Genomic DNA, 14234 nt, shown 5'->3' on the forward strand with positions numbered 1-14234 from the left:
AAACTGATTGCAGGCGAGGACGCGTACATCTGTAATGAATGTGTGGACGTATGCCTGGATCTGGTGCAGACCAGCCAGCAGGTAGAATCCAGTGACTGGGCGACCCGCCCGCTGCCGAAGCCGCACGAAATCCGCGCGGCGCTGGATCAGTATGTCATTGGCCAAGATGTCGCGAAAAAAACCTTATCTGTAGCGGTATATAACCATTACAAGCGCTTGAAAGTGACCACCAGCGGCAAAAAGCCGGAAGACGGTGTGGAAATTTCCAAAAGCAACATCATGCTGGTAGGCCCGACCGGTTCGGGCAAGACCTTGCTGGCGCAAACCCTTGCGCGCCTTTTAGATGTACCGTTCGCCATGGCGGATGCGACGACTTTAACCGAAGCGGGCTATGTCGGCGAAGACGTCGAGAACATTGTTCAGAAGCTGCTGCAGAAAGCCGATTACGATGTAGAGAAAGCGCAAAAAGGCATTATCTATATCGATGAAATTGACAAAATTACCCGAAAATCTGAAAACCCGTCAATTACCCGCGACGTATCGGGCGAGGGCGTGCAGCAGGCCCTGCTGAAAATGATTGAAGGCACGGTTGCCTCCATTCCGCCGCAGGGCGGGCGCAAGCATCCGCAGCAGGAATTCATTCAGATTGATACCTCCAATATCCTGTTCATCTGCGGCGGCGCATTCTCCGGCCTGGAGAAAATTGTGCAGCAGCGTCAGGAAAAAGGCGGCATCGGCTTCACGGCTGAAGTGCGCAAGAAAGATGAAAGCAAGAAGCTGTCTGACCTGTTCCGCCAGGTTGAAGCCACCGATCTGGTGAAATTCGGCTTGATTCCGGAGTTTATCGGCCGTTTGCCGGTGATTGCGACGCTGGATGAGCTGGATGAAGAAGCATTGATGCAGATTCTGACCGAACCGAAAAATGCCTTGACCCGCCAGTACGAATACCTGTTCGGCATGGAAAATGTGGATCTGGTGTTTGAGCCGGGCGCGCTGCGCGCAGTGGCGAAAAAGGCGCTGGAGCGCAATACCGGCGCGCGCGGCTTGCGTTCAATTCTGGAAAACTCGCTGCTGGAAACCATGTATGATCTGCCGAGCCGCACCGATGTCGGCACGGTTGTGGTAACCGAAGCCGCAATTAACGGTGAGGCGAAGCCTGAGTTTAAGCCGGAGCGCCAGCCCCAGCTAAAGAAGGATGATGATGCGCCGAAAGCGGATTTGAAAGTGATTAACTCCAAGTCCGCCTAAGCCCCGCTGTTCGTCAGAAACGCGCGCAAATCTGGAATTTGCGCGCGTTTTTTTATTTTAAAAAACCAGGCTGAATGCTAATCTCAGCAGGATGGCTTGGATGGCCAGCCGTTAAAACCTAAAACAATCAATGAAAATAAGAAAAGACGCAGTGAGGGATGATCATGCGCGGTGCATATATTTTACTGCTCAGCAGCGCAGCGCTGCTGGGCTGTCATGGGAAATCCGCTCTTGAGCAGGAGCCGCAGCTGGCTTCGACTTTAAAGGATGTCAATTTTGCGCATGAGCCGGGCATCATGGAGCAGTACCGCGTAGGCGTATTCACCATTGGCGGCTGGGTCAACCAAACGCAGGGCAGCCATTTCCGGCCAGTGAAGCCGCAGCATAATCAGGCTGCTGTGGTGTATTTATACCGCCCGGACAGCAAATGGAACCGCCAGGAAATTGTCGCCAGCAGCCTGTTTTTAAACAGCGAGCGCATTCCCAGCCTGCTGAACAATCATTATTACTGGGTGGAGCTGCCTGCGGGGCAGTACCGCCTGTCCAGCAGCCGGCCTTTGGGCATCAATCATTTTCAGAAGCCGAAATATCTGGACTTTAGCGTGCAAGCCGGGCAGTCCTACTTTATCAAGTATGATGAAGAAAACCTCAGCGCGCGCCATGCGGTTTCTGGCCCGCTGATGCTGATGCCGGACAGCATGGGCAAAAATGAAATCGCCTTTACTCAAATGAAGTCCGCCAGCTACAATTTTGTCGCGGAAAATCAGCAGACGGGGCGGATGCGCAAAAGCGCGCAGAAAATCAAGCGCGCGGAATATGACCCGGCTGCGGATGTGCAGCTGACCCAGCCGTTTAAATTGTGGGATCCGAGGATGTGGTAGGGCGCCGTGCAGCGCCTTGGCGGATATAAGATTGAGTTCAGAAGCAGGCCTGCATCAGCGGCTTAAAAAGCGCAGGCGCAAAAAAGCGGCCATTCAGCCGCTTTTTGGTCAATCCTGCGCTTAAGCGACAGACTCAGGCGCTGTGCGCCAAAGGCTTTCAAGATCATAGAATTTGCGTGCTGTCGGCAGCATAACGTGCACGACAACAAGGCCAAGGTCAATCAGAATCCACTCAGCATCACGTTCACCTTCAACACCAATCGGGCGGAAGCCGGCTTTGCGGGCTTCTTCAGCAACATTGTCTGCAAGAGATTTGATGTGGCGGGTTGATGTGCCGCTGGCAATCACAATGGCGTCAGAGACATTGCTGATCGCGCTGACATCAAGCTCAACGATTTCTTTCGCTTTTACATCTGCAAGTGCTTCACGCACAGTTTCAAGGCAAGCCTGTACGTCTTTCTTTTGGGTGTTGATCAGATCGTGAGAATTAGAAGCGCTGGGCGATGGTTCTAAATTCATGGAGGGTATGATTTCCTGAAAATTATTCATGTTCTAATATAGCGGTTTTGCTGCCGGATTTCAAATCAGCAGCAGGCGCGTTTAGTTCAATTTATGCAAAGTATTTGTCTTTCCACGCAAAAGTTTTTTCAGAGGCCTGGCTGGGCCGGTATTCGGCTGCTGTATAGCCGGCATATGCGCTTTGCTTCAGCCATGCAAATAATTGGGCATAATCAATTTTTCCCGTATCCGGCTCCTGCCGCCCCGGACAGTCGGCAAACTGAATATGGCCAATAGATTCAATGTTTTCCTGCAGGCCTTCCAGCACATCCTCACCCATCATTGCCATATGGTAGCAGTCATACTGCATTTTCAGCACAGGGTGCTGCACCGCTTCCAACATTTCCTGCGCCTGGGCGATGTTTTGCACCAGAAAGCGCGGCATGTCTGTGCCGTTAATCATTTCAAAGACCGGCTGTATGCCGTGCCCGCTCAGCATGCTGCAGGCCAGCTTGAAATTGGCGGACAGGGTATTGAGGCAGGGCAGCAGGTCTGCGTCCAGCGGCTGCCGGCCGGCCAGAATATTCACGCTGGGCACATTCAGGCCTTTGGCATAGGCAATGGCCTGTTCCAGCGCCTGATGGAATTCAATTTCCTTGCCGGGAACGCCGGCCAGGCCGTCGCCGCCCTGCATTAAGTCGCCGGCCGGCGCATTGATCAGGCACAGGCTCAAATCATGCAGCGTCAGCTGGGTTTGAATCTGCTCAATACTCAGCTCATAGGGAAACTGGATTTCGACATGATCAAAGCCCTGCGCGCGCGCTAAAGCAAAGCGCTCAAGCAGCGGCGCTTCGGTAAAGATCATGGAAAGGTTGACGGCAAGCTTGATCATGCGGATGCTCCGGGCATTTTCTGAATTGACGGGCTGAGCAGGGCAGGCTTACTGCGCTTCCACATGCTGAATCACCGTCGCTAAATCTTTTTCGGCAAAGCCGCTGGCCTGATGCGCCTGCAGCTGGCGCAGCGCCTGCTGCGCTACGGGAATCTGCAGCTTAAATTCAGCCGCCAGCTGCACGGCATTATTCAGGTCTTTGGACAGGGTCTGGACTTTCCACTGCACCGGTTCAAAGCTGTGCGCAGCCATGCGCGGCGCCAGAATCTGAAAGGGCTTGGAGTCGGCGAAACCGCCCGCCAGCGCCGGCGCCAGCAGCCGGGTATCTACGCCGGCTTTTCCGGCTAAGGCAACCGCTTCGGCAATTAAGGCGCTGTTGGCGGCTACAATCAGCTGATTGCAGATTTTAGTGGCTTGCCCTGCGCCAGTTGCGCCCATACGGGTCACGCGCTGCGACAGCACATTGTAAATCAGGGTCAGGTCAGCAATGGCCTGCGCATCGCCGCCGGCAAAAATCACTAAAGTGCCTTGTTCCGCGCCCGCCGTGCCGCCGGAAACTGGGGAATCAATCCATGTGATCTGGCGGCTGGCGGCCTGCGCGGCCAGCTGCTGGGTTTGCGCCACGGACAGGCTGGAGAAATCCGCAATGACCTGTCCGGCCTGCAGGTGCGGTTCAATCTGCGCATAGACCGCCGCTGCTGCCTGATCGTCAGCCAGGCAGGTTAAAATCACCGGGTACTGGCCGATTTCCTGCAGCTGCAGCGCGCTTGCGCCCATATCCAGCAGCTCATCGCAGGCGCTGGCTGTGCGGTTCCAAACGGCGGTTTCAAAGCCGGCCTGAATCAGCCGGCCTGCCATGCGGCTGCCCATCAGCCCCATGCCTAAGAATGCGATTTTGCTGTGACGGTCAAAACTCATGCGCTTTCTCTGCTTTATCCGTGAAGATCTAAAGTTTACTGATATTGGCGCGGCAAAAACTGAACTTCGGGGTTCTTGTCTTTTTTGCGCGCCAGCTTGCTGTTCTTGCCCAAAAGCAGCTTCAGCTGCCAGATTTTTTCCAGGCGCAGCGACTTATCCGGTTTATGCTCCATCGCATCCAGCACGCGCTTGACTGCGGTCAGCGCATCCGGCGAGCGGCTCAGCATTTCTTCCGCCAAGGCCTGCGCCCTGCTGAGCGGAGACTCATCCAAATGCGTTACCAGGCCGATTTCTTTCGCATAGCCGGCATCAAAAATGCGCGCGGTCAGCGTCAGCTCTTTGGCCAAATCCAGCCCGATCACGCCTTTCAGCGAGCGGGTCAGGCCCATGTCCGGCACCAGGCCCCAGCGGCTTTCCATAATCGACATTTGCGTTTTGGGGTGGGCAATGCGCACGTCGGCCGCCAGCGCCAGCTGCATGCCGGCGCCAAAGCAGAAGCCTTCCATGGCGGCGATGACCGGAACTGGCAATTCCTGCCAGATTAGAAAGGCTTTCTGGAACAGGCTTTGCCCCGGCTTAATCAGTTCCCAGGCCGCGTAGGCGGTATTTTTCGGATTGTTTAAGTCAGACAGGTCAATGCCGGCGCTGAAGACCTGCGCTTCGCCGGTTAAAATCACGCAGCGGATGGAGCGGTCTTTTTTAATCAGATTGGCGGTGCGCACCAAATCCTTCAGCAGGGCAAAGCTCATGGCGTTGCGCTTTTCCGGGCGGTTTAAGGTTACCGTGGCGATGCCGTTATTTTTTTCAAATTTTACCAGTGTCATGCTTGAGGCTCTTATTCTGTTTGCGCTTGGAGCATAGCATGCGCGGCCTTGGCATTCATGACAGCCCAGTCACGAATTTCGGGGCAGCGCTGCCTGCCGGATTTACTGCTCATACTTGCTCAAAATCTGCCGGGCTGCCTGCTTCACCTGTGCAATCACGGACTTTAAGGCGTTCAGGCGCTGCAGGGTTTCCTGCGCAAAAGCCTCATCCGCCTTGCGCCGCTCCTTGCGCAGGGTTGAAACAAACTGTTCAAAGCCGCCGGCCGCTTCCTGCAGGGCGGGCGCGCCCACGTAGCGCGTTGCGCCGTACAGGCGGTGCAGCACATGCTCCAGCTGAGGATAGTCTTCCAGCTCAATCAGCTGCTCAATTTCATCCAGCTCCTGATCAAAGCTGTCGACCAGCATTTTCAGCAGATCCGCCGCCAAGTCTTCTTTATTGGCTGCCAGATGCAGGCTCTGCTGCCAGTCCAGAATGCCCGGGTCCAGCGCGTCAATCGCTGCTGTGCGCTCCTGCGCCGGGGCTTTCTTAAAGCCCTCCATCGTCCAGTGGGTCAGAATCTGAATGATCTGCTCAATCTGAATCGGCTTGGTGACATAGTCATCCATGCCGACCTGCAGCAGTTTCTTTTTCTCATCCGACAGCGCATGCGCGGTTAAGGCAATAATCGGCAGGCGCTGGTGATGCTCAAAGGTCGACTCTAAAGAGCGGATGGCGCGGGTGGTGTCCACGCCGGACATCACCGGCATCTGAATGTCCATAAACACCAGATCAAAGGCTTTCAGGCCCTGCTCATGGCGCGATTTAATGATTTCAATGGCTTCCTGCCCGCTCAGCGCTTTGGTTGCAGTAACATTCAGTTCGGACAGCAGCGCCTCAAGCACAATCAGGTTCGGCAGATGGTCATCGACCGCCAGAATATGCAGCCCTTGGCCGTTGAAGTCTTCATGCGCGCCTTCATCAAACAGCGGCTGGTTGCTCAGCAGCTGAATCAGCGCGCTGCGGCTGAGCGGCTGGTGCAGCGGGCGGGCGCGGTATTCATTCAGCATGCCCGGGTCAAGCAGCATCTGATAGCCGTAGACCGCCAAATTGCCGCTGTAGCGCGTGCGGATCTCTTTCAGCATGGCCTCGGTGTCGCCGCTGTGGTCAACAATCAGCCAAGTGTTTTCAGCATGCCGCAGCTGGTTCAGGCGGCTGAATAAATCCAGAATTGACTGCGCTTCAATATGCTGCACCGCATAGTTTTCCAGATAATGGCGCAGCACATTGGCGGTGGCCGGGTGGGCCAGATAGGACACCACCTGCAGGCTGCTGAACTGCGGATGGATGTTCTGCTGGTCTTCATTCACCCTGAACATGGCGGTAAACCAGAAGGTCGAGCCTTTTTCGGTCGGCGCGCGCTCCTGATTGTCTTCAAAGCCGATTTGGCCGTGCATCAGGCTGACCAGCTGCTTGGAAATGGCCAGGCCCAGGCCGGTGCCGCCAAACTGGCGGGTCACCGAGGCATCGCCCTGCGAGAAGGATTCAAACAGCTTTTTGCGGTCGGTGCCGCTGAGGCCGATGCCGCTGTCCTGCACGCTGAAATGCAGCAGGCTTTGCTCTATGTCGTCATGCTCCATGCGCACCCGGACAATAATTTCGCCGTCCGGCGTGAACTTGATGGCGTTGGAAATCAGGTTGGTCAAAATCTGCTTGAAGCGCAGGGCATCGCCAATCACATGCTTCGGCACGCTGTCGGCATAATAAAAGGTCATGTTGATGTGCTTTTGCGCGGCCAGCGGCGAGAGCATGTCCATCACATCAAATACTGCTTCCTCCAGATCAAAGGGCGCGGTTTCCAGCTCCAGCTTGCCGGCGTCAATTTTGGAGAAATCCAGCACATCATTAATTAAAGCCAGCAGGTGCGCGGATGATTTGCGGATGGTCTGCAGATACAGGTTCTGTTCGTTACTGAGGTTGCCTTGGCGCAGCAGCAGGTGGATAAAGCCGTCTATGCTGTTCAGCGGCGTGCGCAATTCATGGCTGATATTGGCCAGGAACACCGACTTGGCCTGATTGGCGGAAATCGCCTGATCGCGCGCCTGGCGGTAAGTGATGTTCTGCACTTCCAGCGTGTCCAGCGTGCGGCGCAGATCATCTTCGGTCTGTTCGGTATGCTCGCGCAGCTCCAGAAAGCTGAAATGCAGGCGCTTGACCACATTGGCGATGTCGCGCTGCAGCAGGCGCAGCTCGCCGGTGCTGTTGATGACTAAGTGCTGATCCAGCGTGTCAGCGTTTAAGCGCTGCAGCTGCATGCGGATTTCATACATCGGCGCAATCCAGCGCCGCGAATAGAAGTTCAGGCACAGCAGCAGCAGCAGCAGGGTCAGCAGGCCGGTGGCCACCAGGACGATCAGCACCCGGTAGCGCGCAATTTCCAAAGGCTGATTGTCCAGCTCCACAATCAGCCAGTACGGCGTATTGGTTTCATCGGTGATTTTCGCGGCGTAGACATGGTTTTTATTGAAGCGGATTGGGCCGGCAAAGCCGGTCTTGCTGCTGATGGCCGGCCAGCTGTTCTGATCTTCCGGGCCGAGATTCAGCCGGTTTCCGCCTTGGCTGTCTAAAATGGCGGCGCGGATCAGGTGCTTTTCGTTCAGCATGCCCTGCATGGCGAAGCGCGCCTGATCAAACTGCCAGGGGTAGTGCGCCAGAAGGTTCAGCGCGCCTTCAGCATCCGGCTTGTAGCGCGCGAGGATGGCGAGCGCCATCTGGCGCTGCTGCGCCTTGGCTGCATTGGAGGTTTCCGTCATTACCAGCATGGCGCCGACACAGGCCAGCACGGCGATCGGCACAAAAATAAGCGCGATCAGCTGTCCATAGGCGTGATTCAAGTGCAGGCGTTTAAAAAGCTTTTTGTTGATATTTGACATGGCGCAGGCAGTTTCTTCCTTATGCACCGCATATTAGCATGGATTATTTGAAACTGACTGCGCTTTAAGCGCTTTCAAGAAAAAGCCTGTCAAATGAGTGCAGGCACAGGCATTTTTCCATACAATAGGCGCACCTCGGTACAGGTGCAAATAATGAGTAACACATCCCCTGATTTTCATGCAGACGAATTTCTGCTGGACCGCTGCGTAGGAAATACGCCGCTGGTGCGCCTGCAGCGTCTGGCCAGCCATACCCAAGCGGCGGTACTGGCAAAGCTCGAAGGCAATAATCCGGCGGGTTCTGTCAAAGACCGCCCGGCCTACAACATGATTATGCAGGCGGAAAAACGCGGCCAGATTAAACCGGGCGATACCCTAATCGAGGCGACCAGCGGCAATACCGGAATCGCGCTGGCGATGGTGGCGGCCATGCGCGGCTATAAAATGAAGCTGATCATGCCGGGCAACTCCAGCCAGGAGCGCAAAGACGCGATGCGCGCTTACGGCGCCGAGCTGATTGAGGCGCCGAATATGGAAGCTGCCCGCGATATGGCGCAGCAGATGCAGCGGGACGGCGAAGGGCTGGTGCTGAACCAGTTCGGCAATCCGGACAATGTGGAGGCGCATTACCTGACCACCGGCCCGGAAATCTGGCGCCAGACCGGCGGCAAAATCACCCATTTTGTCAGCGCCATGGGCACTACAGGCACCATCATGGGGATTTCAAAATACTTAAAACAGCAGAACCCTGAGATTCAGATTGTCGGCCTGCAGCCGTCGGAAGGCTCCAATATCGCCGGCATCCGGCGCTGGCCGCAGGAATACCTGCCGACCATTTTTGAGCCGGCGCGCGTTGACCGCATTATCGATATTCCGCAAATTGCAGCGGAAAAAACCGCGCGCCAGCTGGCGCGCAAAGAAGGCATCAGCGCCGGCACCTCATCCGGCGGCGCGGTATGGGCTTCGGTTAAGCTGGCGGAAGAAAATCCGGATGCCGTGATTGTCTGCATCGTCTGCGACCGCGGCGACCGCTATCTGTCGACGGGCCTGTTTTCTGTGATTGATCCTGAATAATTAAATTCTGAATAGCTTCAGGATAAAGTGAGTGCATATGCGTCTGCCGGTTTTAACTTTTGATATTGAAACAATGACTGATTTAAAGTCTGGCGCGCATCTGTACGGGCTGGATCTGCCGGAAGCGGATTTGGAGGCGGCGCTGGCGAAATTGCGCCGGCAGGAATCCGGCAGCGATTTCCAGCGCCTGGCCCTGCATGAAATTGCCTGCATTTCCGGCCTGTGGCTGGATGAAAACGGCATGAAAATGTTTTCATTCAGCCGCGAAAACTATAGTGAAGCGGAAATTTTAAAGAAATTTTTATCTATCTTCGACAAGCGCCATCCGACGCTAGTCAGCTGGAATGGTTCACAATTTGACCTGCCGGTGATCCTGTTCCGCGCCATGTACCACGGGCTTTCTGCGCCCAGCCTGTTCGATCAGGGCGAGATTGACACACAAAAGCGCTATAATAACTATCAGAACCGCTATCATCAGCGCCATGTCGACTTGATGGATGTCATGGCGATGTTCCATGGCCGGCATTTTTTAAAGCTGGATGACGCAGCGCATCTGCTGGGCTTTCCCGGCAAGCGCGGTGACGGCGCCTACCATGTGCCCGAATACGTGCGCGGGCAGCAGTGGCAGGCCTTGACCAGCTACTGCGAAGGCGATGTGCTGAACACCTGGCTGATTTACCTGCGCTGGCAGCTGCTGAAAGGCCAGCTGGCGCTGGCGGATCATCAGCATCTGGTGCAAAGCACCATCCAGTATCTGCAGACCCTGCCGCAGCATGCTGATTTTTTAGCGGTATGGCGCGAAACCGCGCAGCATACCGCATTTACGCAATTTGATTTTCCATCTCCCACAGATTAGGTCCGAATGAAATCTACAGCCAAGCCCGCCAAAGCCCAGCAGCCCAGTTATATTTTTCAGGTTGAGTCGCTTTCACATGAGGGGCGCGGCATCGCGCATTACGGTTCCCATCCCGGCCATCCTGAAGAGAAGCGCGGCAAGAAAGTATTCATCCGCTATGCGCTGCCGGGCGAGACGGTGCGCGCCAGCATTACCCATGCTGCCAAGCGCTTAGAGGAAGCCGACAGCACCGAACTGCTGAGCGGCGCCTCCGCCATGCGCGTGCAGCCGGCCTGCCCGCATTTTGGCGTGTGCGGCGGCTGCAGCATGCAGCATATTCATCCCGATGAGCAGATCCGCCTCAAGCAGGAGGTGCTGCAGTCGCATCTGGCCCATTTTGCCGGCGTGCAGCCGGAAGAATGGCTGGCGCCTTTGCGTTCGGCGCGGGAAGACTACCGGCGCAAAGCGCGGATCGGCGTGCGCTATCTGCCGCAGAAAGACCGGCTGATTGTGGGTTTTCGCGAAAACGCCAGCAACAGGCTGACCTCAATTGACCGCTGCCTGGTGCTGGATCAGCAGTTCGGTTCCATTACCCGCTTAAAGCAGTTAATCCAAAGTCTAAAAGGCAAAGGGGCGGTCGGTCATATAGAATTGGCGATGGGTGATCAGGATGTTGCCTTGGTCGTGCGCCATACAGAAAAATTATCTGCCGAAGATGTCAACCAATTGCAGCAGTTTGCGTTACAGAAGCAGTGGCAATTATATTTGCAGCCCGCAGGGCCGGAAAGCCTGATCCGCGCCGACGGTCAAAGCCAGGAGATGCGCCTGCATTACCGGCTGGAAGCGTTTGATGCGGAATTCGCCTTCAGCCCGCTGGATTTTACTCAGGTCAATTCCAGCATTAATCCGCAGATGGTCAAGCTGGCATGTGATTTGCTTCAGCTGAAGCCGGGCGAGCGCGTGCTGGATTTATTCTGCGGACTGGGCAATTTCTCGCTGCCGCTGGCGCGCTGTGTCGGTGCGGACGGTTTCGCCGCTGCCGTGGAAGGCAGTGCGGAAATGGCGCAGCGCGGCGCGGAAAATGCCAAAAGCAATGGCATTGACTGGCTGCGCTTCTATTCACAAGATTTAACAAAAGATTTTTCGCATCATTCTTGGGCAAAACAAGGATTTGATGCATTATTGATAGACCCTCCGCGCTCAGGCGCCGAAGAAATAATGCATTATGTGCCCAAATTTGGCGCCAAAAGAATTGTTTATGTGTCATGCAATCCGGCGACTTTGGCCCGGGATGCAGGAATCTTGGCGCAGCAGGGCTATCGGCTGAAAAAGGCAGGGGTGATGGATATGTTTGCCCATACCGGCCATGTTGAGTCCATTGCCTTGTTTGAACAAGAAAATCAGCCGAATGATTTAAGTCATAATGAAGAGTAAAAAAGTAGGAGTAGGGTATGGTCACAGTGCGTGAACAGCTCCCGGGACGCTTAAATGAACTGTCCCTGGAAGCGACTGTAGAACATGCCGATCAAGCGCTGCACGATTTCGCGGAATGGCTGGAGCGTGTACGCGGTTTGCTGGGGGCGCCCCTGAAGCAGCTCGAAGAAGTTGCGCATTTAACTTTGCAGAAAGAGCTGGAGTCGACAGTCAGCCACCGTTCCAATACCTTTTATACCGGTATTGAAATGGCGGATATTCTGGCGCATCTGCATGCCGATGAAGACACCCTTTCAGCCGCCATGCTGTACCGCAGCGTGCGTGAAGGCGTCATGCCTCTGGATGAGGTTCTGGCAAAATTCGGCGAGCAGGTGCATAGCCTGGTCAAGGGCGCTTTGGCCATGGGCAAGCTGTCCGAGCTGATTGAGCAGAACAAGCGTCTGGAAGACCATTTCAACAATAACCAGCGCGAGCATCTGTCCGGCATCTATAAAATGCTGATTTCGGTTACGGAAGACGTGCGCGTGGTTTTAATCAAGCTGGCGGAGCGGACTTATGCGCTGCGCGAGCTGACCAAAGCCTCGCGCGAGCGCCAGGAGCGGGTTGCGCGTGAAATTCTGACCATCTACTCGCCGCTGGCGCACCGCCTGGGCATTGCGCAGCTGAAGTGGGAGCTGGAAGATTTAGCCTTCCGCTATCTGGCGCCGGAACGCTATAAGGAAATCGCGTCCCTGCTGAATGAAAAGCGCCTGGAGCGCGAGCATTACATTCAGTTTGTGATTGACAAGCTGCGCAACGAGCTGGCCGAGCACGGCATCGAAGCTGAAATCAACGGCCGGGTAAAGCACATTTATTCGATTTACCGGAAAATGAAAAGCAAGAACCTGAGCTTTGACCAGCTGTATGACATCCGCGCCGTGCGGGTGCTGGTGAAAAGCGTGCCGGAATGCTACCACTCGCTGGGCATTGTGCATCAGATTTGGCGCCATATTCCGCACCAGTTTGATGACTACATTACCAACCCGAAAGCCAACGGCTACCGCTCGCTGCATACTGCGGTCATTGCCGAGAATAAATCGCTGGAAGTGCAGATCCGCACCACCGGCATGCATGAAGAAGCCGAGCTGGGCGTGTGCTCGCACTTCAACTATAAGGAAGGCGGCAAGGCGACAGACCACTCTTTCAACCACCGCCTGCATTCCCTGCGCGCCGTGCTGGAGCACTATCAGGAGCGCAATGACGCCAGCGCACATAAGGAAGATCAGGCCGGAGAAAATTTTGAGCAGATTCAAGATTTTGAAGGCTTTGAAAAGATTTATGTATTCAGCCGCGACGGCGATATTAAGGAGCTGCCGCGCGGTTCGACGGTTCTGGACTTCGCCTATCATGTGCATACCGAAGTAGGCAACAAGTGCTACGCTGCCCGGGTCAATCAGCGCTATGTGCCGCTGACTTATACCTTAAAAACCGGTGAACAGGTCGAAATCCTCACCAAGAAAGACCGCGAGCCGAACCGCGACTGGCTGGTGAACTCGCTGGGCTATATTAAGACCGCGCGCGCGCGCGACAAGCTGCGCCACTGGTTCCGCCAGCAGGACCGCAGCAAGAATCTGGAAGTGGGCCGGGAAATTCTGAACAAGGAATTGTCGCGCCTGGCGATTCACCCGAAAAGCATTGACCTGAATGACTACTGCAATCATTTCAATGTGAAAGCCGGCGAAGATATTCTGATCAGCCTGGTCAGCGGCGACGTCAGCCTGCATGCCCTGATGAATCAGGTCAACCGCCATATGCATCTGGATCAGGATGAGCCTGAACTGGTGCTGAAGCCGACGCTGAATCCGCGCGCCAGCCATACGCTGTCTGCGCACGGCATCCTGATTGACGGCCTGGATAACGTTGAGCTGCATGTGGCGCAGTGCTGCCAGCCGGTGCATGGTGAATCGATAGCGGGCTACATTACCCTGAACCGCGGCGTCAGCATTCATAAAGTGGCCTGTCCGGATTATGTGCGCATGATCGGCCAGGAGCCGGAACGCGCTGTGGAAGCGGACTGGGAAATGCAGCCGACCCGCGGCCAGAGCGTGCAAATTGTGGTGGAAGCTTATGACCGGCGCGGCCTGCTGAAAGACCTGACGCAGGTGATTTTCTCGGACCAGATCAATATCCGCCAGGTGAACACCATTTCTGAAGCGGACGGCATCGCCAATATGAAGCTGCTGATTGAGGTGAAAGGCCTGGCGCAGCTGTCGCGCCTGCTGGCCCGCCTGGAGCAGCAGCCGGGAATCATCAGCGCGCGCCGCCTGATTCAGGGCAGCTGACGCAGCGCGCTATATAAAGAGCCTGCAGCAATGCGGGCTTTTTATGCGCCGGCGCTTTCGTGCCGGAAAATTGCGCTGCATAGCGCGCCGCATATTTTTTGTAAGTTTTTTATGGCAAATGCTATAATCCGCGCCAAGATTAACGGCGGGTTTTAAAGGATCAGGAATAGCGGCGCATGATACAAATGAATGTGTCCCGGCTTTGCATAAGCCGGGCAGATGAAGTTTTGCCTGCCTTGGCGCAGATTCCCGCCATGCAGCGCCGCCGCTTGTCGCCTGTCGCAAAACTGGCCTTGAACAGCGCAATCCAGATGCTGGACGGCCATCAAGCCGATTATATTGTCTGGGTGTCGCAATATGGCGATGAAGCAAAAACACTGAATATTTTAGCAGATGTGT

12 protein-coding genes are annotated in these 14234 nt (G+C 55.4%); 7 read left to right on the forward strand and 5 right to left on the reverse strand.

Features of this window, described 5'->3' with window-relative positions; all coding sequences use genetic code 11:
• Window positions 1-1248, forward strand: a 1248-nt coding sequence (gene clpX / locus RSA72_RS10875; RefSeq protein WP_332622341.1) for an ATP-dependent protease ATP-binding subunit ClpX, incomplete at its 5' end; no start/stop codon positions are given.
• Between the two features lie 164 nt (window positions 1249-1412).
• Complete coding sequence (locus RSA72_RS10880) at window positions 1413-2129, forward strand: DUF2846 domain-containing protein (RefSeq protein WP_332622342.1); 717 nt, start codon at window positions 1413-1415, stop codon at window positions 2127-2129.
• 120 nt (window positions 2130-2249) lie between these two features.
• Here the strand turns inward: RSA72_RS10880 and rsfS are convergent, their stop codons facing one another.
• The 5 genes from rsfS to RSA72_RS10905 form a co-directional block, all read right to left on the reverse strand.
• Window positions 2250-2648: a ribosome silencing factor gene (gene rsfS / locus RSA72_RS10885; protein WP_332622343.1), complete on the reverse strand. Its 399-nt coding sequence runs from the start codon at window positions 2646-2648 to the stop codon at window positions 2250-2252.
• A 91-nt stretch (window positions 2649-2739) separates the two neighbouring features.
• Complete coding sequence (locus RSA72_RS10890) at window positions 2740-3519, reverse strand: hydroxypyruvate isomerase family protein (RefSeq protein ID WP_332622344.1); 780 nt, start codon at window positions 3517-3519, stop codon at window positions 2740-2742.
• A gap of 48 nt (window positions 3520-3567) precedes the next feature.
• The gene (locus RSA72_RS10895) at window positions 3568-4437 is read right to left on the reverse strand and encodes an NAD(P)-dependent oxidoreductase (protein WP_332622345.1); all 870 of its coding nucleotides are present in this window, start codon (window positions 4435-4437) and stop codon (window positions 3568-3570) included.
• A 35-nt stretch (window positions 4438-4472) separates the two neighbouring features.
• Entirely contained in the window at window positions 4473-5261 is a 789-nt protein-coding gene (locus RSA72_RS10900; RefSeq protein WP_332622346.1) for a crotonase/enoyl-CoA hydratase family protein, read from the reverse strand.
• Between the two features lie 102 nt (window positions 5262-5363).
• Entirely contained in the window at window positions 5364-8171 is a 2808-nt protein-coding gene (locus tag RSA72_RS10905; protein ID WP_332622347.1) for a GacS-like sensor histidine kinase, read from the reverse strand.
• A gap of 153 nt (window positions 8172-8324) precedes the next feature.
• On the opposite strand from RSA72_RS10905, the gene cysM reads away from it, so the two are divergent.
• The 5 genes from cysM to RSA72_RS10930 form a co-directional block, all read left to right on the forward strand.
• Window positions 8325-9245, forward strand: coding sequence for a cysteine synthase CysM (gene cysM / locus RSA72_RS10910; RefSeq protein ID WP_332622348.1), 921 nt, complete (start codon window positions 8325-8327; stop codon window positions 9243-9245).
• A 37-nt stretch (window positions 9246-9282) separates the two neighbouring features.
• The gene (locus RSA72_RS10915) at window positions 9283-10101 is read left to right on the forward strand and encodes a 3'-5' exonuclease (protein WP_332622352.1); all 819 of its coding nucleotides are present in this window, start codon (window positions 9283-9285) and stop codon (window positions 10099-10101) included.
• A 6-nt stretch (window positions 10102-10107) separates the two neighbouring features.
• Window positions 10108-11514, forward strand: a complete 1407-nt coding sequence (rlmD, locus tag RSA72_RS10920; protein ID WP_332622349.1) for a 23S rRNA (uracil(1939)-C(5))-methyltransferase RlmD — start codon at window positions 10108-10110, stop codon at window positions 11512-11514.
• 17 nt (window positions 11515-11531) lie between these two features.
• Window positions 11532-13835, forward strand: a complete 2304-nt coding sequence (locus RSA72_RS10925) for a RelA/SpoT family protein (protein ID WP_332622350.1) — start codon at window positions 11532-11534, stop codon at window positions 13833-13835.
• Between the two features lie 176 nt (window positions 13836-14011).
• Window positions 14012-14234, forward strand: a 223-nt coding sequence (locus RSA72_RS10930) for a beta-ketoacyl synthase chain length factor (protein ID WP_332633183.1), incomplete at its 3' end; no start/stop codon positions are given.

The sequence above is a fragment of the Acinetobacter sp. genome, from assembly GCF_036659555.1.
Classification (GTDB): Bacteria; Pseudomonadota; Gammaproteobacteria; order Pseudomonadales; family Moraxellaceae; genus Acinetobacter.

Bases quoted from the DNA above. Each gene is read 5' to 3' on its own strand.
- RSA72_RS10915 (WP_332622352.1), top strand. From the start codon at position 9,283: ATGCGTCTGCCGGTTTTAACTTTTGATATTGAAACAATGACTGATTTA.
- RSA72_RS10905 (WP_332622347.1), bottom strand. From the start codon at position 8,171: ATGTCAAATATCAACAAAAAGCTTTTTAAACGCCTGCACTTGAATCAC.
- RSA72_RS10880 (WP_332622342.1), top strand. From the start codon at position 1,413: ATGCGCGGTGCATATATTTTACTGCTCAGCAGCGCAGCGCTGCTGGGC.
- RSA72_RS10925 (WP_332622350.1), top strand. From the start codon at position 11,532: ATGGTCACAGTGCGTGAACAGCTCCCGGGACGCTTAAATGAACTGTCC.
- rlmD (WP_332622349.1), top strand. From the start codon at position 10,108: ATGAAATCTACAGCCAAGCCCGCCAAAGCCCAGCAGCCCAGTTATATT.
- RSA72_RS10895 (WP_332622345.1), bottom strand. From the start codon at position 4,437: ATGAGTTTTGACCGTCACAGCAAAATCGCATTCTTAGGCATGGGGCTG.
- RSA72_RS10900 (WP_332622346.1), bottom strand. From the start codon at position 5,261: ATGACACTGGTAAAATTTGAAAAAAATAACGGCATCGCCACGGTAACC.
- RSA72_RS10890 (WP_332622344.1), bottom strand. From the start codon at position 3,519: ATGATCAAGCTTGCCGTCAACCTTTCCATGATCTTTACCGAAGCGCCG.
- cysM (WP_332622348.1), top strand. From the start codon at position 8,325: ATGAGTAACACATCCCCTGATTTTCATGCAGACGAATTTCTGCTGGAC.
- rsfS (WP_332622343.1), bottom strand. From the start codon at position 2,648: ATGAATTTAGAACCATCGCCCAGCGCTTCTAATTCTCACGATCTGATC.